This window comes from Nocardioides sp. LMS-CY (assembly GCF_018732145.1).
Lineage (GTDB): Bacteria > Actinomycetota > Actinomycetes > Propionibacteriales > Nocardioidaceae > Nocardioides > Nocardioides soli.
The window spans coordinates 4,134,369-4,161,236 of record NZ_CP076104.1; the positions used below are offsets into that span (position 1 = coordinate 4,134,369).

Annotated in this window: 26 protein-coding genes; 7 read left to right on the top strand and 19 right to left on the bottom strand. The window is 71.9% G+C overall.

Features of this window, described 5'->3' with window-relative positions; all coding sequences use genetic code 11:
- Nucleotide 1: 1 nt before the first annotated feature.
- From KM427_RS19615 to KM427_RS19630, 4 genes are read left to right on the top strand one after another with little or no spacing between them, the layout of a single operon-like run.
- A complete protein-coding gene (locus KM427_RS19615) occupies nt 2-1,435 on the top strand; it encodes an aldehyde dehydrogenase family protein (protein ID WP_215525013.1) in 1,434 nt (477 codons plus the stop codon).
- Nucleotides 1,432-2,313, top strand: a complete 882-nt coding sequence (locus KM427_RS19620; protein ID WP_215525014.1) for an aldehyde dehydrogenase family protein — start codon at nt 1,432-1,434, stop codon at nt 2,311-2,313. Before KM427_RS19615 ends, KM427_RS19620 begins: the two co-directional genes overlap by 4 nt.
- A 6-nt stretch (nt 2,314-2,319) precedes the next feature.
- The gene (locus KM427_RS19625; protein ID WP_215525015.1) at nt 2,320-2,931 is read left to right on the top strand and encodes an ATP-binding protein; all 612 of its coding nucleotides are present in this window, start codon (nt 2,320-2,322) and stop codon (nt 2,929-2,931) included.
- Nucleotides 2,928-3,341, top strand: coding sequence for a hypothetical protein (locus tag KM427_RS19630; protein ID WP_215525016.1), 414 nt, complete (start codon nt 2,928-2,930; stop codon nt 3,339-3,341). The genes KM427_RS19625 and KM427_RS19630 overlap by 4 nt, the downstream gene beginning before the upstream one ends.
- 47 nt (nt 3,342-3,388) lie before the next feature.
- Here KM427_RS19630 and KM427_RS19635 read toward each other — a convergent pair whose 3' ends face one another.
- The 4 genes from KM427_RS19635 to KM427_RS19650 are packed head-to-tail and all read right to left on the bottom strand — an operon-like array spanning nt 3,389 to nt 6,622.
- Nucleotides 3,389-3,772 (bottom strand): SHOCT domain-containing protein, encoded by a 384-nt coding sequence (locus tag KM427_RS19635; protein WP_183591488.1) that lies wholly within the window; start codon nt 3,770-3,772, stop codon nt 3,389-3,391.
- A gap of 54 nt (nt 3,773-3,826) precedes the next feature.
- Nucleotides 3,827-5,044, bottom strand: a complete 1,218-nt coding sequence (locus KM427_RS19640; RefSeq protein ID WP_183591489.1) for a cation:proton antiporter — start codon at nt 5,042-5,044, stop codon at nt 3,827-3,829.
- A complete protein-coding gene (locus KM427_RS19645; protein WP_215525017.1) occupies nt 5,044-5,520 on the bottom strand; it encodes a DUF3592 domain-containing protein in 477 nt (158 codons plus the stop codon). Before KM427_RS19645 ends, KM427_RS19640 begins: the two co-directional genes overlap by 1 nt.
- Before the next feature lies 1 nt (nt 5,521).
- Nucleotides 5,522-6,622, bottom strand: a complete 1,101-nt coding sequence (locus tag KM427_RS19650; protein WP_215525018.1) for an adenosine deaminase — start codon at nt 6,620-6,622, stop codon at nt 5,522-5,524.
- Between the two features lie 34 nt (nt 6,623-6,656).
- Here KM427_RS19650 and KM427_RS19655 point away from each other — a divergent pair, with 34 nt between their 5' ends.
- Nucleotides 6,657-7,109: a MaoC family dehydratase gene (locus tag KM427_RS19655; RefSeq protein ID WP_215525019.1), complete on the top strand. Its 453-nt coding sequence runs from the start codon at nt 6,657-6,659 to the stop codon at nt 7,107-7,109.
- Nucleotides 7,110-7,241: 132 nt separating this feature from the next.
- On the opposite strand, the gene KM427_RS19660 is transcribed toward KM427_RS19655, so the two are convergent.
- The 10 genes from KM427_RS19660 to KM427_RS19705 form a co-directional block, all read right to left on the bottom strand.
- Nucleotides 7,242-8,522, bottom strand: coding sequence for a thymidine phosphorylase (locus tag KM427_RS19660; protein ID WP_215525020.1), 1,281 nt, complete (start codon nt 8,520-8,522; stop codon nt 7,242-7,244).
- A complete protein-coding gene (locus KM427_RS19665; RefSeq protein WP_215525021.1) occupies nt 8,515-9,702 on the bottom strand; it encodes a cytochrome P450 in 1,188 nt (395 codons plus the stop codon). Before KM427_RS19665 ends, KM427_RS19660 begins: the two co-directional genes overlap by 8 nt.
- On the bottom strand, nt 9,674-10,081 hold the full coding sequence (locus tag KM427_RS19670) for a cytidine deaminase (protein WP_215525022.1): 408 nt from the start codon (nt 10,079-10,081) through the stop codon (nt 9,674-9,676). Before KM427_RS19670 ends, KM427_RS19665 begins: the two co-directional genes overlap by 29 nt.
- Nucleotides 10,078-11,343 carry an ABC transporter permease gene (locus tag KM427_RS19675; protein ID WP_183591496.1) on the bottom strand — a complete coding sequence of 422 codons (1,266 nt, stop codon included), beginning with the start codon at nt 11,341-11,343 and terminating at the stop codon, nt 10,078-10,080. Before KM427_RS19675 ends, KM427_RS19670 begins: the two co-directional genes overlap by 4 nt.
- Nucleotides 11,340-12,443: an ABC transporter permease gene (locus KM427_RS19680; RefSeq protein ID WP_183591497.1), complete on the bottom strand. Its 1,104-nt coding sequence runs from the start codon at nt 12,441-12,443 to the stop codon at nt 11,340-11,342. Before KM427_RS19680 ends, KM427_RS19675 begins: the two co-directional genes overlap by 4 nt.
- Before the next feature lie 2 nt (nt 12,444-12,445).
- Nucleotides 12,446-13,975: an ABC transporter ATP-binding protein gene (locus KM427_RS19685; protein WP_183591498.1), complete on the bottom strand. Its 1,530-nt coding sequence runs from the start codon at nt 13,973-13,975 to the stop codon at nt 12,446-12,448.
- 103 nt (nt 13,976-14,078) lie between these two features.
- Complete coding sequence (locus KM427_RS19690) at nt 14,079-15,143, bottom strand: BMP family lipoprotein (protein WP_183591499.1); 1,065 nt, start codon at nt 15,141-15,143, stop codon at nt 14,079-14,081.
- A gap of 134 nt (nt 15,144-15,277) precedes the next feature.
- Nucleotides 15,278-16,495, bottom strand: a complete 1,218-nt coding sequence (locus KM427_RS19695; RefSeq protein ID WP_215525023.1) for an amidohydrolase — start codon at nt 16,493-16,495, stop codon at nt 15,278-15,280.
- Nucleotides 16,496-16,577: 82 nt separating this feature from the next.
- Nucleotides 16,578-17,675 carry a ScyD/ScyE family protein gene (locus KM427_RS19700; RefSeq protein ID WP_215525024.1) on the bottom strand — a complete coding sequence of 366 codons (1,098 nt, stop codon included), beginning with the start codon at nt 17,673-17,675 and terminating at the stop codon, nt 16,578-16,580.
- 136 nt (nt 17,676-17,811) lie between these two features.
- Nucleotides 17,812-18,921, bottom strand: a complete 1,110-nt coding sequence (locus KM427_RS19705) for a ScyD/ScyE family protein (protein WP_215525025.1) — start codon at nt 18,919-18,921, stop codon at nt 17,812-17,814.
- 138 nt (nt 18,922-19,059) lie between these two features.
- On the opposite strand from KM427_RS19705, the gene KM427_RS25610 reads away from it, so the two are divergent.
- Together KM427_RS25610 and KM427_RS25615 are read left to right on the top strand one after the other, a co-directional pair.
- Nucleotides 19,060-19,305 (top strand): hypothetical protein, encoded by a 246-nt coding sequence (locus KM427_RS25610; protein ID WP_252274689.1) that lies wholly within the window; start codon nt 19,060-19,062, stop codon nt 19,303-19,305.
- Nucleotides 19,302-19,646: a type II toxin-antitoxin system PemK/MazF family toxin gene (locus tag KM427_RS25615; protein ID WP_286674206.1), complete on the top strand. Its 345-nt coding sequence runs from the start codon at nt 19,302-19,304 to the stop codon at nt 19,644-19,646. The genes KM427_RS25610 and KM427_RS25615 overlap by 4 nt, the downstream gene beginning before the upstream one ends.
- Nucleotides 19,647-19,660: 14 nt before the next feature.
- Here the strand turns inward: KM427_RS25615 and meaB are convergent, their stop codons facing one another.
- The 5 genes from meaB to KM427_RS19735 all read right to left on the bottom strand — a co-directional run bounded on the left by meaB (nt 19,661) and on the right by KM427_RS19735 (nt 26,847).
- The gene (gene meaB / locus KM427_RS19715) at nt 19,661-20,635 is read right to left on the bottom strand and encodes a methylmalonyl Co-A mutase-associated GTPase MeaB (protein ID WP_215525027.1); all 975 of its coding nucleotides are present in this window, start codon (nt 20,633-20,635) and stop codon (nt 19,661-19,663) included.
- Nucleotides 20,635-22,782, bottom strand: coding sequence for a methylmalonyl-CoA mutase (scpA, locus tag KM427_RS19720; RefSeq protein WP_286674207.1), 2,148 nt, complete (start codon nt 22,780-22,782; stop codon nt 20,635-20,637). The genes meaB and scpA overlap by 1 nt, the downstream gene beginning before the upstream one ends.
- A gap of 266 nt (nt 22,783-23,048) precedes the next feature.
- Nucleotides 23,049-24,773 (bottom strand): methylmalonyl-CoA mutase family protein, encoded by a 1,725-nt coding sequence (locus tag KM427_RS19725; protein ID WP_215525028.1) that lies wholly within the window; start codon nt 24,771-24,773, stop codon nt 23,049-23,051.
- A 33-nt stretch (nt 24,774-24,806) separates the two neighbouring features.
- Nucleotides 24,807-25,271: a DUF1707 domain-containing protein gene (locus KM427_RS19730; protein ID WP_215525029.1), complete on the bottom strand. Its 465-nt coding sequence runs from the start codon at nt 25,269-25,271 to the stop codon at nt 24,807-24,809.
- The gene (locus KM427_RS19735; protein ID WP_252274693.1) at nt 25,264-26,847 is read right to left on the bottom strand and encodes a sulfatase family protein; all 1,584 of its coding nucleotides are present in this window, start codon (nt 26,845-26,847) and stop codon (nt 25,264-25,266) included. Before KM427_RS19735 ends, KM427_RS19730 begins: the two co-directional genes overlap by 8 nt.
- Between the last annotated feature and the right edge of the window lie 21 nt (nt 26,848-26,868).

Consider the following 26,868-nt stretch of genomic DNA (forward strand, 5'->3'; position numbering starts at 1 on the left):
GATGACTAATCCGTTCGAGTACGCCCCCGCTCCCGAGTCCCGAAGCATCGTCGACATCAAGCCGTCGTACGGCCTCTTCGTCAACGGTGAGTTCACCGAGGGGCACGGTACGTCGTTCAAGACGATCAGCCCGGCCACCGAGGAGGTCCTCGCCGAGATCGCGGAGGCCGACGAGGCCGACGTCGACGCGGCCGTCAAGGCGGCCCGCAAGGCCTACGAGAAGGTCTGGGGCCCGATGTCGGGCCGCGAGCGCGCCAAGTACCTCTACCGGATCGCCCGGATCATCCAGGAGCGCAGCCGCGAGCTCGCCGTGCTCGAGTCGATCGACAACGGCAAGCCGATCAAGGAGTCGCGCGACGTCGACGTGCCGACCGTCGCGGCGCACTTCTTCTACTACGCCGGCTGGGCCGACAAGCTGGAGTACGCCGGCCGCGGCACCGACCCGAGGCCGCTCGGCGTCGCGGGCCAGATCATCCCGTGGAACTTCCCGCTGCTGATGCTGGCGTGGAAGATCGCGCCGGCGCTCGCCTGCGGCAACACGGTCGTGCTCAAGCCGGCCGAGACCACCCCGCTGACCGCGCTCCTCTTCGCCGAGATCTGCCAGCAGGCCGACCTGCCGCCGGGCGTGGTCAACATCGTCACCGGCGCGGGCGCGACCGGTCAGGCGCTGGTCTCGCACCCGGACGTCGACAAGGTCGCGTTCACCGGCTCGACCGACGTCGGCAAGGCGATCGCCCGCGCGGTCGCCGGTACCGAGAAGCGGGTCACGCTCGAGCTCGGCGGCAAGGCCGCCAACGTCGTCTTCGACGACGCCCCACTCGACCAGGCGGTCGAGGGCATCGTCAACGGCATCTTCTTCAACCAGGGCCACGTCTGCTGCGCCGGCTCCCGCCTGCTCGTGCAGGAGTCGGTCGCCGACGAGCTGCTGGCCAAGCTCAAGCGCCGGATGTCCACGCTGCGCGTGGGCGACCCGCTCGACAAGAACACCGACATCGGCGCGATCAACTCCGCCGAGCAGCTCGCCAAGATCCGCGAGCTGTCGGAGATCGGCGAGGCCGAGGGCGCCGGCCGCTGGTCGCCCGCCTGCGACCTGCCCGAGACCGGCTTCTGGTTCCCGCCGACGCTCTTCACCGGCGTCTCGCAGGCCCACCGGATCGCCCGCGAGGAGATCTTCGGCCCGGTGCTCTCCGTGCTGACCTTCCGGACGCCCTCGGAGGCCGTCGAGAAGGCCAACAACACGCCGTACGGTCTCTCCGCGGGCGTCTGGACCGAGAAGGGCTCGCGGATCCTGTCCATGGCCAACCAGCTGCGCGCCGGCGTCGTCTGGGCCAACACGTTCAACAAGTTCGACCCCACCAGCCCGTTCGGCGGGTTCAAGGAGTCGGGCCACGGTCGCGAGGGCGGCCGCCACGGTCTGGAGGCCTACCTCAAGTGAGCCCAACCAACAGCAGAGTCGACGTTCGCAAGACCTACAAGCTCTACATCGGCGGCGCGTTCCCGCGCTCGGAGTCCGGGCACTCCTACGAGGTGGCCGACAGCTTGGGGAAGTTCGTGGCCAACGCCGCCCTCGCCTCGCGCAAGGACGCCCGTGACGCGGTCGTCGCGGCCCGCAAGGCACAGGCCTCCTGGGCCGGCCGCACGGCGTACAACCGCGCACAGATCCTCTACCGCATCGCCGAGGTGATGGAGGACCGGCGGCCGCAGTTCGTGCAGGCGACCCAGCAGTCCGAGGGGCTGACCGCCGCGAAGGCCGAGAAGGTCGTCGACGAGGCCATCGACCGGCTGGTCTGGTACGCCGGCTGGGCCGACAAGATCACCCAGGTCGTCGGCAACGCCAACCCGGTGGCCGGGCCGTTCTTCAACCTCTCCACCCCCGAGCCGACCGGCGTGGTCGCGGTGCTCGCGCCGCAGCGCTCCTCGCTGCTCGGCCTGGTCAGCGTCGTCGCGCCCGTCATCGTCACCGGCAACACCGCGGTCGTGGTGTCGTCGTACGAGCGGCCGCTGCCGGCGGTGACCTTCGCCGAGGTGCTGGCGACCTCCGACGTGCCCGGTGGCGTGGTCAACCTGCTCACCGGCTCGGCCGCGACGATCGCGCCCTGGCTCGCGGCCCACATGGACGTCAACGCCATCGACCTGACCGGCATCGCCGGCGAGCCCGCGCTCGCCACGGAGCTCGAGGTCGCGGCGGCCGACAACCTCAAGCGGGTACGCCGCGCGCCGGCCGCCGAGCCCGACTGGACCCTCGACCCGGGCCTGGAGCCGATCACCGCGTTCCTCGAGATCAAGACCGTCTGGCACCCGATCGGCATCTGACCGTCCGTGCACGCCCGGGTGATCGTCCTGGCCGGTCCGTCGGGCGCCGGCAAGTCCCGCCTCGCCGAGCGCACCGGCCTGCCGGTGCTGCGCCTCGACGACTTCTACAAGAGCGGCGGCGACCCCACGCTCCCCCTGATCACCGAGGGTCCGAACGCCGGCATCGTCGACTGGGACGACCCCGAGTCGTGGCTGCTCGACGACGCCATGGCGGCGCTCGACGAGCTGTGCCGCACCGGGCGCGCGGAGGTGCCGGTCTACGAGATCGCGCGGAACGGCCGCTGCGGCTGGCAGACGCTCGACCTCGACGGGCACGACCTGTTCGTCGCGGAGGGCATCTTCGCGCAGGAGATCGTGTCCCACTGCCGGGAGGCCGGGCTGCTGGCCGCGGCGTACTGCGTTCGCCAGCACCCGATGGTGACCTTCTGGCGGCGCCTGACCCGCGACCTGCGCGAGCACCGCAAGCCCCCGCTGGTGCTGGTCCGCCGCGGTCTCGCGCTGCTGCGCGACCAGCGCCGGGTGGTCGGCCACGCCGTCGAGTGCGGGTGCCGGCCGGTGACGCCGGACCAGGCCTACGCCGACCTGGACCGGCTGGCGGGGCAGGACGCCGCGCGATGACCGACTGGCCGCGGCAGCCGGACTCCCGCACCTGCGGGCCGTCGGTCGTCGTGGTCGCCCGGCTCCTCGACCACGGGCTCCCGGAGCCGTGGCCGGGCTTCCGCGACGAGGTACTGGCGATGCACCGCCGGCTCAACCGGTGGTGGCCCCGGGCACTCGGCACGACACCGTGGGCGGTCGCCCGCGTGCTCGGCGGCCGGGTCCGCCGCTACCGGCGCGCGGACGTGCTCGCCGCGCTCCCCCGGCGGGTGCCGGTCTACCTGGGCAGCCGGTGGCTGCCCCGCCACGTCGTCCTGGTCCTCGACGAGCGGGACGGGGAGCCCCTGGCCTACGACCCCGCGCGCGGGGTGGTCGCACCGCTCTCCACATCGCGCTGGAGGCACGCCTGGTTCGCGGTGCTGCCGGACTGAGCTCCTCCTGGCGGGCTGCCGCCAGGAGGAGCTTCCGGCGAGGCAGCTCAGCCGAGCGCCTTGGCCTTCAGCGACTCGTACTCGGCCTGGTTGATCGTGCCGGCGTCCAGCAGTGCCTTGGCCCGGGCGATCTCCTCGGCGGGCGAGCCGGCTCCGGAGGACACCGACCGGATGTAGGCGTCGGTGTCGGCCTGGGCGGCCTTCATTGCGGCGACGTTGCGCTCGGCCATGCCGTGGCCGCGGGCGATCAGGTACACCAGTGAGGTGATCAGCGGGAGGATGATCAGGAAGAAGACCCACACCGCCTTCATCCAGCCGCTGGTGCCCTTGTCGCGGAACAGGTCCGTCAGGATCTGGAACAGCACAACCAAGTAGGCCATGAGCAGGAAGAAGGAGATGATGAACCAGAAGAAGTCCCAGAAGCTGTCCACAGCGTTCCTCTCAGGTGCGTCGAGGCCGGTTCCGGCCCCGGTGTCGCGCCGAGGCTAGTCGGGCCCGGAGTCGGCGGGGCTCACCTGAACCGGGTGACTGCGCCCCGCCAGCAGCCGCTGCGCGAGGAGCGGACAGATCAGCACGCTCAACGCGCCGCCGGCGACCAGCACCGACGCGTTGGTCGTCGTCATCTCGCCCGCGTCGACGGCCACCGAGGTGACCGCGACGATGATCGGCAGCCCGGTCGCGGCGAAGAGGGCCATCGCCGCGCTCTCGCGGCCGTCGAAGACCCGGCGGCCCGCCTCCCGCTCCGTACGGGTCGCGATCAGGACGCCGCCGCCGCGCACCAGCAGGATCATGCCGAGGAAGGCCACGAGCGCGACCGGCTCCTCGACGACCGCGCGCGGGTCGATCGCCATCCCCGAGGTGATGAAGAAGACCGGGATCAGCAGCCCGAAGGCGAGCCCCTCGAGCTTGTGCTCCAGGCTCTCGTGGCCCGCCGGCAGCAGGCCGCGCAGCACGAAGCCGGCCGCGAACGCCCCGAGCACGACGTCGAGGTCGAAGAGCGCCGCCGCGACGCCGAGCGTGACCAGCAGCAGCACGACGAGGCGGACCTGGGTCTGGCCGGAGGTCTCCGCCCCACGGCGTACGGCGGCGAGCAGGGCCGAGCCCTCCCGGCTGATCCGCGCCGAGAAGCGGTGCACGAGCACGGCGACCGCGAAGAACGAAGCCAGGACGAGCAGCGAGGCGACCAGCCCGCGGCTGCCGAGGAGCACCGCCATCGCCACGATCGGGCCGAGCTCGCCGTACGCGCCGTGGTTCATCAGCGTGCCCCCGAAGCGGGTGCCGAGCAGGCCGCCGTCCTTGAGGATGGGCAGCAGTGTGCCGAGGGCCGTCGAGGTCAGGGCGATCGCGACCGCGATCTCCGCGTGGATGGCGTCGGCCAGGCCGATCAGGAAGATCAGGGTGAGTGCGACCGCGAAGCAGCCCAGCCAGGTGATGAGGGCGCGGCGGCCACCCCGGCCCACCAGCTCGTCCACCTCGACCTCGTAGCCCGCGAGCAGGAAGAGCATCCCGAGCCCGAGCTCGCGCAGGATGGTGACGCCCTCGCCGGCGGCGGCGAGCTCGAGCACGTTCGGCCCGATCAGCACCCCGAGCACGAGCAGCAGCACGACCTCGGGCACCCGGCCACGCAGCAGCAGGCCGGCGAGCAGCGGGGCGAGCACGGCGCAGAGGGTGATCCAGAAGATCGACTCCGCCGCCCCGGGCATCAGGAGGTCCAGACGACGAGGACCAGCACCAGCCACGCCGCGGCGACGCCGAGCGCGAGCAGCAGCACGCCGTAGCCGAGCACGAACCAGGTCCGCCCGGCGCCCTCCACGCCGCCCTGGGTCGCCGCCACGTCGACCCGCTCCGGGCGCTCGGGGTCGTAGGCCACGTCGAGCTCGTCGCCGACCCGCGGCGGCGGCGCGGGCACGTCGGTCAGCGTCTGCGCCTCCACCGGGCCCGCGGCGCCGTCGGGGACGAAGGAGACCCGCGGGAAGTAGCGCGTGTCGGGCTCACCCCCCAGGCTGAGGTCCTTGGCCTCCAGGCCCACGACGGTCGCTCGCACCGCGACCGCCCGGGCGCGGAACCGCTGGGCGGTACGACGGACCACCTGTCCCTTGAGCAGCAGCCCGCCCGCGACCAGCAGCAGCACCAGCGCGGAGCCGAGCAGCAGCACGGTCGGGACGTAGTGGATCCTCACCTCACGTCTCCTCCCGCAAGGCGGCGTACGCCGGCTTGATGTGGTCCTGGATGAGCGCCAGCCGCTCGTCGAAGGGCAGGAACGCCGACTTCATCGCGTTGACGGTGAACCACTCGAGGTCGCGCAGGCCGTAGCCGAACGCCTCGACGAGCGACCACATCTCGTGGGTCATCGAGGTCTGGCTCATCAGCCGGTTGTCGGTGTTGACCGTGACCCGGAAGCGCAGCTTCTTCAGCAGCCCGATCGGGTGCTCCGCGATCGACTCCGCCGCCCCGGTCTGCACGTTGGACCAGGGGCACATCTCGAGCGGGATCCGCTTGTCGCGCACGTACGCCGCGAGCCGGCCGAGCTCGACCGAGCCGTCGTCGTGGACCGTGATGTCGTCGATGATGCGGACCCCGTGGCCGAGCCGGTCGGCCCCGCACCACTGGATCGCCTGCCAGATCGACGGCAGGCCGAAGGCCTCGCCCGCGTGGATGGTGAAGTGGAAGTTCTCCCGCTGGAGGTACTCGAACGCGTCGAGGTGCCGGGTGGGCGGGTAGCCGGCCTCGGCGCCGGCGATGTCGAAGCCGGCCACCCCGCGGTCGCGCCAGGCGACCGCGAGCTGGGCGATCTCCATCGACCGGGCCTGGTGCCGCATCGCGGTGAGCAGCTGGCGCACCACGATCCTGCCGTCGGCGGCCGCCACGCCCTGGTCGAAGCCCTCCTGCACGGCCGCGACGACCTCCTCGAGGGTGAGGCCGGTGCCGACATGCTGCTCGGGGGCGTAGCGGATCTCGGCGTACACGACGCCGTCGGCCGCGAGGTCCTCCACGCACTCTCGGGCGACCCGGGTCAGGGCCGGCCCGGTCTGCATCACGGCGACGGTGTGGTCGAAGGTCTCGAGGTAGCGCACCAGCGAGCCCGAGTCGGCGGCCTCGGCGAACCACCGGCCGAGCGACTCCGCGGTCAGGGGGGCGGTCGGCTCACCGCCCACGTCGGGCAGTTGATGGCCGCAGTCGGCGGCCAGCTCGATGATGGTCTGCGGCCGAAGTCCGCCGTCGAGATGGTCGTGCAGCAGCACCTTCGGCGCCCGGCGTACCTGGTCGTGGGTCGGCGTCATGAACTGATCCAACCAGAACCGATACGTTGGCGGCATGCGCGTCTTCACGACTCTCGACGAGGTGTCGGCCGCCGCCGGCGAGGAGCTCGGCACCTCGGGCTGGCTGACCATCGACCAGGAGCGCGTGGACCGGTTCGCCCAGGCGACCGGCGACCACCAGTGGATCCACGTCGACGTGAAGCGCGCGGCGTCCGGCCCCTTCGGCGGCACCATCGCCCACGGCTACCTGACGCTGTCCCTGGTGCCCTTCCTGGGCAGCCAGGTGGTGAGCTTCGAAACACCCGGCGCCAGGCTCAACTACGGCACCAACAAGGTCCGCTTCCCCCACCCCGTGCCGGTCGGCTCGCGGATCCGCGCCCACGTCGCCCTCGGCGACGTCACGGACCTGCCGAGCGGCAAGCAGGCCGCGATCCGCTACACCATCGAGATCGAGGGCGTCGCCAAGCCCGCCTGCGTCGCCGAGACGGTGGTGCTGCTCCTGCCCTGAGTCGCTGCCCTGAGTCGGTGGTTTCGAGGCTCAGGCGCCAGAGCGCCTTCGCACCTCAACCACCGACACGGTGGTTGAGGTGCGAGCCGCGCCCGCGGCGAGCCTCGAGACCACCGACTGCCGCCCCGGGGGTCAGCCGATGCGGTCGTGGATGAGGGGGGTGGGCTGGTACGGCGTGTCGGTGGGTGCGATGTCGTAGCCGTGGTCGAGGGAGGTCTGGGCGCGGTCGATGCGGTCGGGGTCGTCGGTGTGGAGGGTGAACAGGGGTTGGCCGGTGGTGATGGGGTCGCCGGGGCGGGCGTGCCAGGTCACGCCGGCGCCGGCCTGGACGGGGTCTTCTTTGCGGGCCCGGCCGGCGCCGAGGCGCCAGGCGGCCAGGCCGACGGCCATGGCGTCGAGGCGGGTCAGGGTGCCGGTGGTGGGTGCGGTCACGGTGTGGGTCTCGCGGGCGGTGGGGAGCGGGGCGTCGGGGTCGCCGTCCTGGGCGCGGATCATCTGTCGCCAGGTGTCCATGGCGGTCCCGTCGGCGAGCTTGTCGGCCGGGTCGACGTCGCCGCGTCCGGCGCTGGTGAGCATCTCGCGGGCCAGCGCGAGGGTCAGCTCGACCACGTCGGCGGGTCCGCCGCCGGCGAGTACCTCGACGGACTCGGCGACCTCGATGCCGTTGCCGGCGGTGTAGCCGAGCGGGGTGGTCATGTCGGTGAGCAGCGCCACCGTGCGCACCCCCGCGTCCTGTCCGAGCGCGACCATGGTCTCGGCGAGCTCGCGGGCGGAGTCGAGGGACTTCATGAACGCGCCGGTGCCGACCTTGACGTCGAGCACCAGCGCGCCGGTGCCCTCGGCGATCTTCTTCGACATGATCGAGGAGGCGATCAGCGGGATCGCCTCGACCGTGCCGGTCACGTCGCGCAGCGCGTAGAGCTTCTTGTCCGCCGGGGCCAGCCCGTCCCCGGCCGCGCAGATCACCGCACCGACCGACTCCAGCTGGGCGAGCATCTCCTGGTTCGACAGCCCCGCCCGCCAGCCCGGGATCGACTCCAGCTTGTCCAGCGTGCCACCGGTGTGGCCCAGCCCCCGCCCCGACAGCTGCGGCACCGCCACCCCACACGCCGCGACCAGTGGCGCCAACGGCAGCGTGATCTTGTCGCCCACCCCACCGGTCGAGTGCTTGTCCGCGGTCGGCCACGACAGCCCCGAGAAGTCCATCCGCTCCCCCGAGGCGATCATCGCCCCGGTCCACCGCGAGACCTCCCGCCGGCCCATCCCGTTGAGCAGGATCGCCATCAACAACGCCGACATCTGCTCATCGGCCACCCCACCCCGCGTGTAGGCATCGATCACCCAATCGATCTGGCTGTCGCTCAACTCCAACCGGTCACGCTTCGCGGCGATCACCTCGACGGCGTCATGCATGGCTTCCTCCCACGGGCACCCGGCGGTAGCCCCTCAATACGAACGTGCCCCGGCTCTCCGGCTCCCCGGTGAGGGCCAGGTCGGGGAAGGTCTCGAACAACGCGGGCACCGACTCCGCCAGCTCCATCCGCGCGAGCGGGGCGCCCAGGCAGAAGTGCACGCCGACCCCGAAGGCCAGGTGGCTGTTGGGCGTCCGGTCGACCAGGAACTCGTCGGGCCGGTCGAAGACGGCCGGGTCACGGTTGGCCGCGCCGAGCAGCGCCGCGATCTTCTGGCCCTCCTCGACGACGACCTTCTGCTCGCCGTGGTCGAACTCGACGTCCTCCATCGCGGTGCGCTCGAAGAGCTGGAGCGCGGAGTCGAAGCGCAGCATCTCCTCGACGGTGGCCGGTACGTCGGTGCCGGGGCGCAGCCCGCGCCGCAGCATCGCGGTCAGGCCGTTGCCGAACACGTTCACCGACGCCTCGTGACCCGCGTTGAGCAGCAGCACCACGGCGGCGACGACCTCGTCGTCGTCGAGCTCGGTCGCCACCAGGTCGGTGATCAGGTCGTCGGCCGGCTTCGCGCGCCGTTCCGCGGCCAGCTCACGCGCCAGGCCGGCGAACTCGACCGACGCCCGGACCGCGTTGTCGACGGTCTCCTGCGACGGCGCGACCTCGTACATCCGCACGATCGCCTGCGACCAGTCGCGCAGGTCGTGGGCGTAGGACCGGGGCACACCGAGCAGGTCGGCGATCACCAACACGGGCAGCGGCTCGGCGTACCCCTCGATCACGTCGAACCCGGCGGGGTCGACATCGTCGAGCAGCGAGGCGGCGAGCTCGCGCACCCGCGGCCGGAGCCGCTCGACGTGGCCGCGCGCGAACGCCGAGGCGACCGGGCGCCGCAGCCGGGTGTGCTCCGGCGGCTCGTTCTCCATCATCTGGTTGCGGTGCAGGAGGTTGAAGGGCTCGAGGTAGTCGAGCGGCTCCTTGTCCTTCCACAGCCGCCCCAGCCGTCGGTCGCGCTGCACCTGGCCGACGGACGCGTGCGCGAACGTCAGGTACATCCCCGACGGCTCGTGCCACGCCACGCCGCCGGTGGCCGTGTGCTCCTCGCGCTCGCGCGCGAAGTGTGGATAGGGGTCGGCGACGACCTCCGGGTCCGTCAGGTCAATCGAGGTCGTCGGGACCGAACGCATCAGGCAGCACCTCGTCCATTCTCCGGATCCCCGAGACCGTCCACAGGAGCAGTCCGGGACCACCGTTCTCGTACAGCAACTGGCGGCAGCGACCGCACGGCATGATGATCTCGCGGTCACCGTTGACGCAGACGAAGTGGGTCAGCCGCCCGCCCCCGGTGATGTGCAGCTGGCCGATCAGGCCGCACTCCGCGCACAGCGCCACGCCGTACGCCGCGTTCTCGACGTTGCACCCGGTGACGACCCGGCCGTCGTCGACGGTCGCGGCGGCGCCCACCGAGAAGTGCGAGTACGGCGCGTAGGCGTGGGTGACCGCCTCCTCGGCGGCCGCCTTGAGCGCGTCCCAGTCGAAGCTGTCCCCTGACTCGGCGGCCGTCACCCCGCGCTGCCCTTCCGGTAGATCTGCCCGTCGGCCGCCGGCATCCGCAATCGTTGCGAGGCGAAGGCGAGCACGAGCAGCGTGACGACGTACGGCGTCATGCTCGTGAAGTCGCCGGGGACCTGGTCGATCGCGAAGTAGAGCACGCCGAGGCCGATCGCGACGACGCCGGTGATGATCGCGGCGCGCTGCTGCTGCTGGCGGGCCTGCCAGACCGCGGCCGCGAGGGCGAGCACCGCGAGCGCGAGCAGCAGGGCGTGCACCGAGTCGCCGCCCTGACGCAGGCCGAGGGTCTCGGTGTAGCCGAACAGACCGGAGCCGGCGAGCAGACCGCCCGGGCGCCAGTTGCCGAAGATCATCGCCGCGAGACCGATGTAGCCGCGGCCGCCGGTCTGGCCGTCGCGGTAGTTGCTGGACGCGACCATCGCCAGGAAGCCGCCCGCGAGGCCCGCGAGCCCGCCGGAGATGAGCACCGCCACGAACTTGTAGCGCAGCACCGCGACGCCCAGCGACTCCGCGGCCGAGGGGCTCTCACCGCACGAGCGCAGCCGCAGGCCGAACGACGTGCGCCACAGCGCCCACCAGGTGAGCACCAGCAGCAGCATCGCGAGCACGACGAGCAGCGACAGGTTGGTCACGAGCGCCTGCGCGACCGACGCGAGCTGGGACACGAAGAAGATGTCCTTGCCCACGATGTCGCCGAGCGCGTCGCCGACCGGTGTGATCGTGATCGTCGGGACGTCGGGGATCTTCGGCGACTGGGTCTGCCCGCCGCCGGGCAGCCCGACGAAGGTCAGCGACGCGAGGTACTGCACCGCGCCCAGCGCGATGATGTTGATCGCGACACCGGAGATGATGTGGTCGACGCCGAAGATCACGGTCGCGAGCGCGTGCACCAGGCCGCCGAGCATGCCCATCAGGATCGCCCCGGCGACGCCGGCCCAGGCGCCGTAGTGGTAGCCGAAGTAGCCGGCCCCCCAGGTGCCGAGGATCATCATGCCCTCGAGGCCGATGTTGACGATGCCGGCACGTTCGGACCAGAGGCCGCCGAGACCGGCCAGCATGATCGGGACGATCGCGATCAGGGTCGCGGCGACCGTGCCGCGCGAGACCAGGTCGTTCGCGCCGGTGACGGCCTCCAGGATCGACAGCGCGAGCAGCACCAGGAACAGCGCGGCGGCGAACCACCAGCGCGGCAGCCGGCGACGCTGCTGCGGTCGGGTGCCGGGCTCGGCGGCGCCGATGAGGGTGGGGAGACTCACGACTTCACCTCCTCGGGCTCGTCGGTGCGTGAGGTGGCCAAGGCGCGGGCCACCTCGCGCTGCTCGAGACGGACGCCGTAGCGGCGGACCAGCTCGTAGGAGATCACGACGGTCAGCACGATCACGCCCTGGGTGATCGCGACGATGTCGGGCGAGACGCCGACCAGGATCTGCAGCGGGTTGGACTGCTCGTCGAGGTAGGCGAAGAGCAGCGCGCCGAACGCGATCCCGATCGGGTTGTTGCGGCCGAGCAGCGCGATCGCGATGCCGGCGAAGCCCAGGCCGGACTGGAAGGTCGAGCCGTAGGTGTAGGCGTCACCGAAGAGGATCGGCAGTCCGACCAGGCCGGCCACCGCGCCGGAGATCATCATGGCGGCGATCGTCATCTTCTTGACGCTGATGCCGCTGGCCACCGCGGCGGTGGTCGAGCGGCCGGTCGCCCGCAGGTCGAAGCCGAAGCGGGTGCGGTTGAGCACGAACCAGAAGGCGAAGCCGGCCACCGCGGCGATCAGGATGAACCCGTAGATCGTGTAGTCGCCGAACGGGATGCCGCCGATGCGGCTGCCCTCGGGGATCTGCTTGGTGCCGATCTGGTTGCTGCCCTCCTCGCGCACCGCGACCTGGCGCAGCAGGTAGGCCACCAGGCCGGTCGCGATGAAGTTCAGCATGATCGTCGAGATGACCTCGCTGACGCCCCGGGTGGCGCGCAGCACGCCGGCGATGCCGGCCCAGATCGCGCCGACCGCCATCGCGCAGACGATCGCGAGCGCGGTGTTGAGGTAGCCGGGCAGCCAGGCCTCGCCGGCGACGACCGCGGCGGTGAACGCAGCGACGCGGTACTGGCCGTCGACGCCGATGTTGAAGAGGTTCATCCGGAAGCCCACCGCGACGGCGAGACCGGAGAGATAGAGCACCGTGGCGTTGTTGACGATGTTGGTCCAGTTGCGCGTCTCGGGCCACGACAGCAGCTGGCCCCAGACGTCGCCGACCGGGTCGCCGGCGGCCAGCAGGACCAGGCTGGTGATCAGGAATGCGGCGAGCAGCGCGAGCACCGCGGATGCGATGCCCAGGCCCAGCGCCGTGAGGCGTGCCTTGGTCACGACTACTCGCCCTCCCCTGCTCCGGTCATCGCGGAGCCGAGCCGCTCGGGTGTCACGTCGCCCGGATCGAACGTGCCGACGAAGCGACCCCGCAGGATCACCTCGATCCGGTCGGAGAGACCGATCAGCTCGTCGAGGTCCGCGGAGATCAGCAGGACGGCGAGGCCGTTGCGACGCGCGTCCTTGATGTGCCGCCAGATCGCGGCCTGCGCACCCACGTCGACGCCGCGGGTCGGGTGCGCGGCGATCAGCAGGGTCGGCTCGCCGCTCATCTCGCGGCCGACGATCAGCTTCTGCTGGTTGCCGCCGGACAGCGCCCGGGCCAGCACGTCGGGGCCCGGGGTGCGGACGTCGTACTCGTCGATGATGCGCAGCGTGTCGTTGCGGGCACCGCGCTTGTCGATGAGGCCGTGGCTGACGCTGGGCGGGCGGAACTGGTGGCCGAGGATCCGGTTCTCCCAGAGCGGGGCGTCCAGGAGCAGGCCGTGGCGGTGCCGGTCCTCGGGGATGTAGCCGACGCCGCTCATCCGCCGGTCGCGGGTGGAGCGGCCGGAGAGGTCGGCGCCGTCGAGCTCGACGAGCCCGGTCGCCGCCGGGCGCATGCCCATGATCGACTCGACCAGCTCGGCCTGGCCGTTGCCCTCGACACCGGCGATGCCGAGCACCTCGCCACGGTGGATCTCGAAGGAGATCGACTGGAGCAGCGGCCGGCCGTCGTCGCTGGGCAGCGACAGGTCGCGCACGCGCAGCAGCACCTGGTCGGTCACCGTGGACGCCTCGGTGCTCGGGGACGGCAGCTCGGAGCCGACCATCAGCTCGGCGAGCTGGCGGGCGGTGACGCCCTTGGGGTCCTCGACGGTGCGGACGGTGGTGCCGCGGCGGATCACGGTGATCTCGTCGGCGACCGAGAGCACCTCGTCGAGCTTGTGGGAGATGAAGATGACGCTCAGGCCCTCGGCCTTGAGCTCGCGCAGGTTGCCGAAGAGCTCGTCAACCTCCTGGGGCACCAGCACGGCGGTCGGCTCGTCGAGGATGACGATGCGGGCGCCCCGGTAGAGCACCTTGAGGATCTCGACGCGCTGCCGAGCGCCGACGCCGAGCTCCTCGACCAGGCGGTCGGGGTCGATGCCGAGGCCGTAGGCGTCCGAGATCCGCACCACCTCGGCCCGGGCCTTCGCGCCGATGCCGTGGAGCTTCTCGGCGCCGAGTACGACGTTCTCGAGCACGGTGAGGTTGTCGGCGAGCATGAAGTGCTGGAAGACCATGCCGACGCCGGCCTTGATGGCGTCGGCCGGCGAGTGCAGGGTGACCTGCTCGCCGTTGATCTCGATCGTGCCCGAGTCGGGCGGCTGCACGCCGTACAGGATCTTCATCAGCGTGGACTTGCCGGCGCCGTTCTCGCCGACGATGGCGTGGATCGTGCCCCGGCGCACGTCGATGTTGATGTCGTCGTTGGCGATGACGCCAGGAAACCTCTTGCCGATGCCGCGCAGGCGGACGGCGATCTCGCTGGGTGGGGCCGCGGTGGGCACGATCTCTGACCTCCTTGTCAGTCCGGGCGTGACGCTACCGGAGACGGGACGGGCCCGCGGGGCTTGCCCCGCGGACCCGTCATCGTGTCGATTCAGCCGACGGTCACTTGGCCGGCTTGTCCGGCACCGTGATCTCGCCGTCGATGATCTGCTGCTTGTAGTCGTCGAGCTGGTCGGTGATGTCGTCGACGAAGCCACCGCTGGTGGAGTAGCCGACACCGTCGACCTTGAGGTCGTAGGTGGTGACACCGGTCGGGAAGTCGCCCCCGCTGACCTGCTTGAGGTAGTTGTAGACCGCGACGTTCACGTTCTTGAGCATCGAGGTCAGGATGACGTCCTTCACGGACGGGTCCGCGGTGTTGTACTGGTCGGAGTCGACACCGATCGCCCAGGCCTTGGCCTCGGAGGCCGCCTCGAAGACGCCACCACCGGAGCCGCCGGCGGCGTGGTAGACGACGTCCGCGCCGTTGTCGTACATGCCCTGCGCGGCCGTCTTGCCCTTGGCCGGGTCGGCGAAGCCGGAGAAGTCCGGGACCTGGGTGAGGTACTTGACGTCGATCTTGATGTCCGGGTTGACCGCCTGGGCGCCGGCCTCGTAGCCCGCCTGGAACTTCTGGATCAGCGGGGTCTCGACACCACCGACGAAGCCGATGTGGTCGGTCTCGGTCTTCAGCGCCGCGGCGGCGCCGACCAGGAACGAGCCCTGCTCCTCGGCGAACACCAGGCTGGCGACGTTCGGGGAGTCCGCGAGGCTGGAGTCGTCGATGATCGCGAAGTGGACGTCGGGGTACTCCTTGGAGACCTTGCCCACCGAGGCGGCGTAGGCGAAGCCCACCGCGATGATCGGGTCGTAGCCGGCGTCGGCGAAGGTGCGCAGACGCTCCTCGCGAGCGGTCTCGGCCTCGCCGTCCTCGGCCTCGGACTCCTGGCTCTCGGCGATCAGGCCCTCTTCCTTGGCCTGGTCGAGACCCGCCGCCGCGGAGTCGTTGAACGACTGGTCGCCACGGCCGCCGACGTCGTACGCCATGCCGACCTTGACGTCAGAGGTGGGCGCCTTCGAGCCGTCGTCCGAGGCCGAGCCGTTGTCGCCGTCGCTGTCACTGCCGCACGCGCTGAGGGCCAGGATCCCGGCCGCGAGCACTGCCGCAAACTTCGTGGTGCGCCGCAAGACGCCTCCTTCATGTGCTGTGGACGCCCTTCCAGGCGCAGAAAACAGGTCAGACACTAGGCCCTTCGCGCGGCGACGGCACGCTGTTGACGAAGTTGTTACCGAGTCGATGCGTGCGAACCGCCCGTTTCACGTCAGGTGCGGGGCAAGGACGCCACCGCGACCTGCGCCAGCACCCGGGCGCCGACCGCCACCGCGCGGTCGTCGACGCGGAGGTTCCCCTGGTGCAGGTCGTACGTCGGCCCGCCCGGCGTGCGGGTGCCGAGCCGGCCCATCGCGCCCGGGACCCGGTCGAGATACCACCCGAAGTCCTCGCCGCCGAGGCTCTGCTGGGTGGACACGTGGCCGTGGAGGCCGAGCACGGCCTCCACGGCGCCCGCCAGCAGCGTGGTCGAGGCCGAGTCGTTGACCACCGGGGGCACGCCGCGCTGGTACTCGACCTGCGCGTGCACGCCGTACGGCGCGACGATCTGCTCCACGAGCAGCGGCACCAGCTTCTCGGCCTCCGACCAGGCGATCGCGTCGAGCATCCGGACCGTCCCCCCGACCCGGCCGGTCGCGGGGATCACGTTGTGCGCCGAGCCGGCCCGGACCACGCCCCAGACCACGCTGACGCCCGCCCGCGGGTCGAGCCGGCGGGAGAGGATGGCCGGCAGCTCGGTGACGACCTTGCCGAGCGCGAAGGTGAGGTCCTCGGTGAGGTGCGGGCGCGAGGTGTGCCCGCCGGAGCCGGTGAGCGTGACGTCGACGTGGTCGGCCGCACCGGTGATCGGCCCCTCGCGGAGGCCGACCCGGCCGACGTCGAGGGTGGGGTCGCAGTGCAGGCCGAAGATCCGCTCGACGCCGTCGAGGGCGCCCAGCTCGATCAGCGACAGCGCGCCGCCGGGCATCACCTCCTCGGCGGGCTGGAAGAGCAGCCGCACCCGGCCCGGGAGCAGCCCCAGCTCGTGCACCCGCGCCAGGGCGACGGCGGCGCCGACCAGCGCCGAGGTGTGCACGTCGTGCCCGCACGCGTGGGTGACCCCCTCGACCGTGCTCGCCCACGGGTCGCCGGTGAGGTCGGGGACCGGCAGCGCGTCGAGGTCGGCCCGCAGCGCGACGACCGGGCCGTGGTCGCCGATCTCGGCGATCAGCCCGGTGCGGGGCAGCTCGGTGACCCGCCACCCGGCCTGCTGGATGCGGGCCGCGACGAGAGCGGTCGTGCGCAGCTCACGCCAGGACAGCTCGGGGTGCGCGTGCAGGTCGCGCCGCAGCCCGATCAGCTCGTCCCCGACGGCCGCGACGGCGCCGGCGATGGCGTCGCCGAGGACGGCGCCGGGGGGCGTGCCAGGGGTCGGGCCGAGGGAGGACATGTCAGCACGAGGTTAGTTCACGCGCGCCCGGATGCGGGCCCGGCCGGCGACCGGGCCCGCATCCGGGGCTCCGCGGGTCGGCTCAGCCGCCGTAGCGCACGAGCTTGCCGGCGGGCGGTGCCGTGTCGTTCGGCGGGAGCACGTTCGTGGTGGCGTAGAGGCCGTCCGGGGTCCACTCGACCGCGGCGGGCAGCTTCGTCTTGGCGTACGTGCGCACCTTCGTGGTGCCGTGCTTGATCCGGGAGATCTCGCCGCCGAAGAGCTGGGCGACGTAGACGTCGCCGTTCGCCGCCACTGCCAGTCCGGTGGGCGCGAAGAGGCCGCCGACGACCTGCTTGACCTTCCCGTTCTTCATGCCGACGCTGTAGAGCGACCCGAGCGGCATCTGCTCCCCGAGCCCGCCACCCTCGGTGGTGACCAGGAGCTTGCCGTCGGAGCCCTTCTGCACGTCGGTGGGCACCGGCTCGCCGTAGTAGGTCATGCCGACCACGCAGTCGGGCAGCTTCATGCCCTGGGCGAGCTCCGCGGTGATCTTCACCGGCACCGCGGGCAGCACCGCGAGCGTGTGGATCTTGCCCTTCGGCGAGATGGAGAGCACGGCGTTCATCCCCGCGTCGGCGACGAAGACGGTGCCCTCGTCGACCTGGTACGTCGCGTACGGGTGCGAGTCCGGCAGCCCCTGGTAGCTCGGCGGCCCGAAGTCCGCCGTCGGCCACTGCGCCGCGCACTCGGCGCTGATGCCCCGGATGCCGTAGGTGACCTTGTGGTCCGGGTTCTTCTTGTTCTCGTAGGCACGGACGTTGGCGAGCGTCTTGACCTTGCCCTTCGGCGTGATCCACTTGACCCACGACTTGATCGGCATCTGCTCGCCGCTGCTCTTGGTCTCGGTGAACACGAGCTTGCCGTGGAAGACCGAGACCCCGCCGACCTCGTTGCCGTTCTTGCTCGCGTAGACCGTCTTGGGCTTCTTGCCCTGGCGGATCCTGCTGAGCAGGCCGGCGAAGTTCTGGGTGACGTACGCCGTGCCGTCGTCGTCGACCGCGGCCGAGAGCGGGGCGATCAGTCCCTTGGCGAGCGTGTCGGGCTTCGGCGCGGCCGCCTGGCCGGCGGGCACGGCGACGGCCGTCGTGGCGGCCACGGCGAGCGTGGCCGCGGCGGCGAGCATCCGGGTTCTGCGCATGGGCTTCCTCCCTGAGCGGTGATGAGCCCCTCCACACTGTGACGACCTCGTGCCGCGCGCAACGCCCATCCGGGGGATAGACGCGAGTGCGGGCCCCGGCCGATCATCCGGGACCCGCACTCGGATCGTGGGGCGGTCAGCGTCGGAAGCTGACCACCTTGCCGTTGGGCTTCTTGCCCTTCGGCGGGAGCACGTCCGTGGTCGCGAACAGCATCGTGCCGCGCACCTCGACGTCACCGGTCATCGAGAGCCGGCGCACGGTCGACGCCCGGTCCGAGCCCTTCTTGATCTTCGCGATCGCGCCGGAGAACAGCTGCGAGACGTACACGTCGCCGTTGTCGGCCACGGCCACCCCGACCGGGCTGACCAGGCCGCCGGCGACCCTGCTCACCTTGCCGCTCTTGGGATGCACCCTGAAGACCTGGCCGCGCGCGCCCATGCTCGGGTCCTCGGGCCCGCCCGGCAGGGAGCTCACGTAGAGGCTGCCGTCGGGACCGACCTCGACGTCGGTCGGCACCGACTCGAAGTAGTAGTCGAGGCCGACCGCGCACTGCGGCAGCCCCTGCTCCTCGGCGAAGCCCGCGGTGATCTCGGTCGGCACGCCCGGCAGCACGGCGACCGTGCGGACCTTGCCCTGCGGTGACACGGCGAGGATCGCGTTCATCGCCGCGTCCGCGACGTACGTCGTCCGCTTGACCGTCGTGGTCGCGTAGGGGTGCGAGTCGACGATGCCGGGGTACGACGCCGGCGGCCCGTCGGCCGGCCACTGAGCCGCGCAGTCGTCGGCGAGGCCGCGGACGCCGTAGGTGACGTCGCCGTCGGGGTTGGCCTTCCTCTCGTAGGCCAGCAGGTTCGCCACCGGCGTCGCCTTGCCGCTGCCGGCGATCCGCAGCAGCCGGGTCGCGGTGTAGTTGCCGTCCTTGTCGGACTCGCTGACCGCGAAGGTCACGGTGCCGCGCCGCGCGGAGACGGCGCCGACCTCGGCGCCCCGCTTCGTGGCGGTGTAGAGCGTCTTCGGCTGCTTGCCCGGCCGGAGCAGCTGGAGCGAGCCGCCGAAGTTCTGCGTGACGTAGACGTCGGTGCCGTCGACGGCGATGCTCAGCGGGCTGAGCAGGCCCTTCGCCAGCACGGTCGGCTTGGCGGGCTTGGCGGGCTTGGCGGGCACCGCCAGGGACGGCGCCGCCGCGAGGGTGCCGGCGGCGAGCGCGGTGGCCGCCAGGCCGGCGAGGATTCGGGTCGTGCGCATGGTGTGCTGCCTCCAGAAGGATGTGGTGTCGGTGGGATGACACTGCCGATCCCCCGGTCCCGGGCGCAGGTGACGCCGGTCCCGAATGTTCGGGACACCGAGGCAACGGCCCGGGTCATACCGAGTTATACTCGGGTCGTGAAGACCGCGATCTCCGTACCGGAAGAGATCTACGCTCGCGCCGAGCGAGCGGCGAGGAAGCTGGGACTGAACCGTTCCCAGTTCTACTCGGCCGCCGCGGAGCGCCTAGCGGCCGAGGTCGAGTCCGCCGATGTGACGGCAGCCATCGACGCGGTCGTGGACGCGGCCAACGCCGACTCGTCGATGCAGTTCGCGATCACCGCGGGCACACGGCTCGACGACGATCCGGACAGCCAGTGGTGAGTCGTGGCGACGTCCACTGGTGCGACCTCGGCGAACCATCGGGCAGCGCTCCGGCGAAGCGGCGGCCGGTGCTGGTCGTCCAGGCGGACCCGTACAACGAGAGTCGGCTCGCAACGACGATCGTCGCCGTCCTCACCTCCCACACCGCACTGTCGGCGATGCCGGGCAACGTCTTCCTGCCGGCGGCGGCTACCGGACTGCCGAAGGACTCGGTCGCCAACGTCACCGCGCTCGCGACAGTCGACCGCAGCTCGCTGGACCCACACCCGACCGGCGCGGTCCCGAGTCATCTCATGAGGGAGGTCGAGCGAGGACTGGTCCGGGTCCTCGGCATCGGCTGACCCGCCGGCGCCGGTCAGCCCGCGTCGTACGCCGCGAGGATCCGGTCGGCCGCCACCGTGGCGGGCAGCTCGCCCGCGAGCACGGCCGAGCGCACCTCCTCGCGCACCGCCTTGACCCCCGCGGAGTGCCGCAGCCGCTGGTCGAGCTCGTCGCGGACCAGCGCCCAGGTGAAGTCCAGCTGCTGGTGGGCCCGCTTGTCGGCCAGCCCCTGCGGGCCGAGGTGGTCGCGGTGGCCGTGCACCCGGTCCCAGAGGTCGTCGACCCCGGTGTCCTCGAGGGCGGAGCAGGTCACCACCGGAGGCGCCCACTCCCCCCGGCCGCGCACCAGCCGCAGCGCCCCGGCCAGGTCACGCGCGGCCACCCGCGCCTCCTGCACGCGGTCCCCGTCGGCCTTGTTGACGGCGATCACGTCGGCGAGCTCGAGGATGCCCTTCTTGATGCCCTGCAACTGGTCGCCGGTGCGGGCCAGGGTCAGGAAGACGAATGTGTCGACCATGCCCGCGACGGTCACCTCGGACTGACCCACGCCCACGGTCTCGACCAGCACCACGTCGTACGCCGCGGCCTCGAGCACCGCCATCGCCTGCACGGTCGCCCGCGCGACGCCGCCGAGGGTGCCGGCGCTGGGCGAGGGCCGGACGAACGCCGACGGGTCGTTGGCGAGCCGCGACATCCGGGTCTTGTCGCCGAGCACCGAGCCGCCGGTACGCACGCTGGACGGGTCGACCGCGAGCACCCCGACCCGGTGCCCCTGGCCGGTCAGCCGGGAGCCGAGCGCCTCGATGAGCGTGGACTTCCCGACACCCGGCACGCCCGAGATCCCGACCCGGACCACGTCGCTGGGCGCATCCGTGGCGAGCGCGGTCAGCAGCTCGCGCGCCTGCTCGCGACGCCGCGGATGGGTCGACTCGACAAGCGTGATCGCCTGCGAGACCGCCGCCCGCCTGCCGTCCCGGATGCCGGCGACGAGCGAATCGACGTCCGGCATCAGTGCTTCAGCTGCTCCCGCAGCCGGGCCAGCAAATCAAGCGCCGACTCGGCGATCACGGTGCCGGGCAGGAACACCGCCGCCGCGCCCATCTCCCGCAGCGTGGGTACGTCGTCGGGTGGGATCACCCCGCCGATCACGATCATGATGTCCGGACGGCCCTGCTCGGCGAGCGCCTGCTTCAGCGCCGGCAGCAGCGTGAGGTGGCCCGCGGCCAGCGAGGAGACCCCGACGATGTGCACGTCGGCGTCCACGGCCTGCTGGGCGACCTCCTCCGGGGTCGAGAACAGCGGGCCCACGTCGACGTCGAAGCCCATGTCGGCGAACGCCGTGACCACGACCTTCTGGCCGCGGTCGTGGCCATCTTGGCCCATCTTGGCGACCAGGATGCGCGGTCGGCGGCCCTCGGCCTCCTCGAACTCCTCGGTGGCGTCGAGCACCTGCTGCACGAGCGTGCCGCCCTCGCCGGTGGTCGACTCGTCCCTGTACACGCCGCTGATCGTACGGATCACCGCCTGGTGGCGGCCGTAGACCTTCTCCAGCGCTTCGGAGATCTCCCCCACGGTCGCCTTCGCCCGAGCCGCGTCGACGGCCAGCGCGAGCAGGTTGCCGTCGAGGGAGCCCCGGGTCGCCCCCTGCTCGGCGGAGCGGGTGAGCGCCTCGAGCGCGCGGCGTACGGCGTCGTCGTCGCGCTCGGCGCGCAGCCGCTCCAGCTTGGCCATCTGCTGACGGTAGACGTCGTCGTTGTCGACCTTGAGCACGTCGAGCTTGTCCTCGGCCGCGAGCCGGTAGGTGTTGACGCCGATCACCTGCTGCGCGCCGGAGTCGATCCGGGCCTGGGTGCGGGCCGCGGCCTCCTCGATGCGCATCTTCGGGATGCCCTGCTCGATCGCGGCGGCCATGCCGCCCGCCTGCTCGGCCTCGAGGATGTGCGCCCAGGCGCGCTCGGCGAGGTCGTGGGTCAGCCGCTCGACGTAGTAGCTGCCCGCCCAGGGGTCGATCGTGCCGGTGGTGCCGCTCTCCTGCTGCAGCAGCAGCTGGGTGTTGCGGGCGATCCGCGCCGAGAAGTCGGTCGGCAGCGCGATCGCCTCGTCGAGCGCGTTGGTGTGCAGGCTCTGGGTGTGGCCCTGGGTGGCGGCCATCGCCTCGATGGCGGTGCGGCCGACGTTGTTGAAGACGTCCTGCGCGGTCAGCGACCAGCCGCTGGTCTGCGAATGGGTACGCAGGCTGAGCGACTTCGGGTTCTGCGGGTCGAACTGGCGCACCAGCCGCGCCCACAGCGCGCGGGCCGCGCGCATCTTGGCGACCTCCATGAAGAAGTTCATGCCGATCGCCCAGAAGAAGGACAGCCGCGGCGCGAACTGGTCGATCGTCAGCCCCGCGTCGAGGCCGGCCCGGATGTACTCGACGCCGTCGGCCAGCGTGTAGGCGAGCTCGAGGTCGTTGGTCGCCCCGGCCTCCTGGATGTGGTAGCCGGAGATCGAGATCGAGTTGAAGCGGGGCATCTTCTGCGAGGTGAACTGGAAGATGTCGCTGATGATCCGCATGCTCGGGGCCGGCGGGTAGATGTAGGTGTTGCGGACCATGAACTCCTTGAGGATGTCGTTCTGGATGGTCCCCGCGAGCTGCTCCGGCTTCACCCCCTGCTCCTCGGCCGCCGCGATGTAGAGCGCCAGCACCGGCAGCACCGCGCCGTTCATGGTCATCGACACCGACATCTGGTCCAGCGGGATGCCGTCGAAGAGCGTGCGCGCGTCGTAGATCGAGTCGATCGCCACGCCCGCCATGCCGACGTCGCCGCGCACCCGCGGGTGGTCGGAGTCGTAGCCGCGGTGGGTGGCCAGGTCGAAGGCGACCGACAGGCCCTTTTGGCCGGCCGCGAGGTTGCGGCGGTAGAAGGCGTTCGACTCCTCAGCGGTGGAGAAGCCGGCGTACTGCCGGATCGTCCACGGCTGGGTCGTGTACATCGTCGGGTACGGCCCGCGCAGGAACGGGCTCAGGCCCGGCAGCGTGTCGAGCGCGTCGAGGCCGGTGAGGTCCGCGGGACCGTACGACGGCCGGATCGCGATGCCCTCGGGCGACAACCAGGTGTGGTCGTCACCGGGGGTTTCGAGGCTCGTCGCTGGCGCTCCTCGCACCTCAACCACCGGCGGCACGGTGGTCGAGGAAGGCGCGCTCGAACCAGCCGACACGGTGGTTGAGGAAGGCGCGCTCGAATCAGTCGACACGGTGGTTGAGGAAGGCGCGCTCGAATCAGTCGACACGGTGGTTGAGGAAGGCGCGCTCGAACCAGTCGACACGGTGGTTGAGGAAGGCGCGCTCGAATCAGTCGACACGGTGGTTGAGGAAGGCGCGCTAGCGCCTGTCTCGAAACCACCCTCCAGCGACAGTCCGCTGAAGCTCTTCGGGACACTCACTGCAGCTTCTCCCTCGTGCTGGTCAGGAAGGCGAGCGCGTCGACGCCCATCGCGCACGACGCGTCCGCGTAGTCCGCCGGCTTCCCGGCGATGATCACGTGCGTCGCGCCGGCCGCGCGCAGGGCCTCGGCCGCAGCCTGGCCCCACTCGGCGTACGTCGCGTCTGCTCCGGCCAGGCAGACGACCGCCTGGCCGTCGTACGCCGCGACCAGGTCGTCGACGCCCGGGGTCGGCCCGGCGACGTCGACCGCGATGCCGCCGGCGGCGAGCAGGTTGCTCGCGAACGTCGCGCGGGCGGTGTGCTGGGCGACCGTGCCGAGCGTCGCCAGGAAGACCTTCGACGCGACGGGACGGTCGCGCAGCGCCTCGAACGCGGCGCCGTAGCGACGCGTGGTGTCGGCACCGGCCGGGTCGCGCTCCGGGAGCACCTCGCCGAGGTTGGGGAACTCGGTGAGGCCGGTGATCGGGCGCTTGCGCCGGGCGACCGCGGCATCGCGCCTCGCCACGGTCTCGGCGATCTCCGCGTCCAGGTCGGCGCCCTCCTCGAGCCGGCCGAGGAGCTCCCAGGAGGCGACCGCGAGGTCGTCGGTGAGCTTCTCGACGGCGTACGCGCCGCCGGCCGGGTCGGCGACGTGGGCGACGTGCGACTCGTCGATCAGCAGGTGGCTGGTGTTGCGCGCGATCCGGCGGCCGAAGGCGTCCGGGCGGCCGAGCGGGCCGTCGAAGGGCAGCACGGTGACGCTGTCGGCTCCCCCGACGCCGGCCGCGAAGGCGGCGACGGTGGTGCGGAGCATGTTCACCCAGGGGTCGTACTTGCTCATCATCGGCCGGCTGGTCACCACGTGCTGGCGCTGCTCGCGGCCCTGCGCGGAGCTCAACTCGAGCATCCGCGCCCAGGCCCGGCGGGCCGCGCGCAGCTTGGCGATCGTGGCGAACTGCTCGTCGGTCGCGGCGTAGCGGAACTCGACCAGGCCGGCGGCCTCGTCGACGCTCAGGCCGGCGTCGGTGAGCGTGCGCAGGTACGCCGCGCCGGCGGCCAGCGACCAGGCCAGCTCCTGCGCGTCGGAGGCGCCGCGGTCGTGCACGGCGGTCGCGTCGACGACGAAGGCCAGGACGCCACGCTGCTGCGCCGCTCGCGCGAGCTCGCCGGTCGCGTCGGCCGCGGGCACGCCGAGGTTCGTCGCCGGGTGCAGCTCTCGGCCCTCCGCCAGACTCGACCGGGCGTACGCCAGGAACGCCTGCGGGTCGCCGCCGTCGAGCACGACCGGGGCGAGGTCGAGGAGCACGTCCTTCAGGACGGTCGCGTAGTCGGCGCTCCCGCGCAGCCACAGGCTGGTGACGCCGCCGTCGAGGTCGACGAGCGCCTCCTCGTTGGCGAGCTTCGCCGCGGCCGGGTCGCCGGCGTCGACGTAGGACCGGACGTCCCAGTCGCCCTGCCGGGTCGGCCGGCCGGAGGTCCGCAGGCCGTCGAGGAGCGCGGCGGTGCCGAGCGGCGAGATGCCGATGCCGTCGAGCGTGGTGCGGGTGAGCCGCTCCCACACGAGGTCGTCGGCGTCCTGCTCGCCCAGGCGCCCGGCCTTGCGCAGCACGGCCGCCGCCTGCGTCTCCCAGTCGGCCACCGTCCAGGTGTCGGCCGGGTCCGCGAGGTCGAGCGACCCCTGCTCGGGCTCCAGCTCCTCGGGCTCGCTCAGGCCGCCCTCGAGAGTCCCACGTTCGGTCATGGTGCGAACGATAGGAGCGCCTCGTGACGAGGGCTACTGAGTGTGACCTTTTCCGCGTCCGGAGCCGCCCTCGGGCACCCGCCGCCCGCTGACGAGCGTCGCCAGCGGCGGGAGGCCGGTGAAGACGATCACCCACAGCGGCCAGAAGAAGCCGCGACCGGTCTGCGACCACAGCAGCACGCACGCGACGCTGCATACGACGAACACGAGCAGCTCGCGGCCCGCCGGCCGCCGGGACCGGTCGGGCTCCGCCGACGCGCTCCGGGTGGGCTGGAGGTCGGACACGAGGGTCAGGAGCGCGCCGAGGGTGATCGGCGCCGTCGTCCGCGCGGTGCGTACGTCGAGCTCCGCGCGGGTCAGCCGGCCGTCGGCGTACGCCTCGACGAAGAGGTCGCGGGCGTGGTCGCGGTCGGCGTCGGTCGCCCGCACCCGGGCGTGCTCCGGGCGCCGCGGGTCGAGGTGGAAGCCGGCCCAGAACCGCTCGGGCTGCTCAGGCATCGGCGCTCCCCTCCCCCGACGCGGCCTCGGCCAAGAGCTCGGCCAGCTCGTCGGCGGGGTAGAAGTCGCGCGGGCAGGTCTCGCCCGCGCAGCCCCGGTAGCGCTTGGCGAGCGAGGCCAGCGCCTTGCGCGCCGGCGCGTAGCGCTTCTCGCCGGCGAGGTTGTGGATCTCGTAGGGATCGCGGGAGCGGTCGTAGAGCTCCTGCCCGCCGCGGCGGTAGCGGACGTAGGTCCAGGCACCGACCCGCACGCCCCAGTAGATGCGCTGGGTGCCAGCCACCTGGTAGGCCTCGATCGGCACCACGCGCACCTGGGCCGGCGCGTCGACCCACGGCAGGATGTCGACGCCGTCGAGTGGCCGCGGCGGCGCGACCCCGGTCGCGGCGAGGATCGTCGCGGCGAGGTCGGGGTTGGTCACCGCGGTCGGCACCGTGACGCCCTGCGGGAGCCCGGGGCCGCGCATCAGGATCGGGATCCGCACCGACTCGTCGTAGTGGTAGAGCTTGCCGTTCAGGTTGTGGTTGCCGACCGCGTAGCCGTTGTCGGAGGTGAAGATCACCAGCGTCCGGTCCAGCTGCCCGGTCGCCTTCAGCTGGCGGAAGAGCTTGGCGACCGCCCGGTCGAGGCCGCGCGCCGCCTCGATCCGGCGCTGGTAGACGATGTTCAGGGCCTGACGGTCCGCCTCGTCGAACTGGCGGACGTTGGCCGGCGCCCACTCGGGCAGCGTCTCGTGGTCGGGCTCCGGGAACGAGTTGGGCGTGATCGGCAGCGGCACGTCCCGGTAGAAGCCGACGTCCTCGGGATCGGGCACCGTGGACTTGAAGCGGGCCTGGCGCGTGCCGGCGTACTTCTTCCGCGGCGCCTCCGCGTCCACCGGTCCGCCGACGTGCGGAGCGACGTAATTGACCCAGGCGAACCAGGGGTTGTCGCGGCGCTCCCCGATCATCTGGGTGGCCTGCTCGGTCATCACGTCGGTCGTGTAGCCCTGCTGGCGCTCGATCCGGCCGTTGACGCTCAGGCGCTGGTCGAAGAAGCGGTACGTCGAGGGGTCGGGCGTGGCCCGCCAGTCGGTCCAGCCGGGCGGGATGTCGCGGGCGGTCCTGTTCTTGCCGTAGCCGTTGAGGTACTTGCCGGTGAACAGCGTGTCGTAGCCGGCGTCCTGCAGCGCGCTGGCGATCGTGTCGCGGTCGTCCCAGTCCCGCGCCTGGTAGCCGCCGGCCGGACCGCGCACCGTCTTGGCGCCGTGGTTGTGGGCGTACTGCCCGGTGAGCAGCGACGCCCGGGCCGGCACGCACATCGGGGACGGCGCGATGCCGTCGCCGAAGGTCACGCCGCCGGTCTCCATCAGCCGGCGCACCCGCGGGAGGTAGGGCAGGTCGGCCGCGGCCAGGTCGTCGACCGTGATCATCAGGACGTTCGGCCTCGAGACCGGCCGCTCCAGCGCCGGTGTCGGCGTGGGGGTGAGCGCCGCGCGCGCCGACTCGGGCACCCGTGCCGGGTCGTCGATGCCGACGAGGGCCAGGGCGCTGACCGCGAGGGTCGCCAACAGCGCCCGGCCCGGACGTCCCCTGACCACACGCCCTCCCCGGCTCGTATC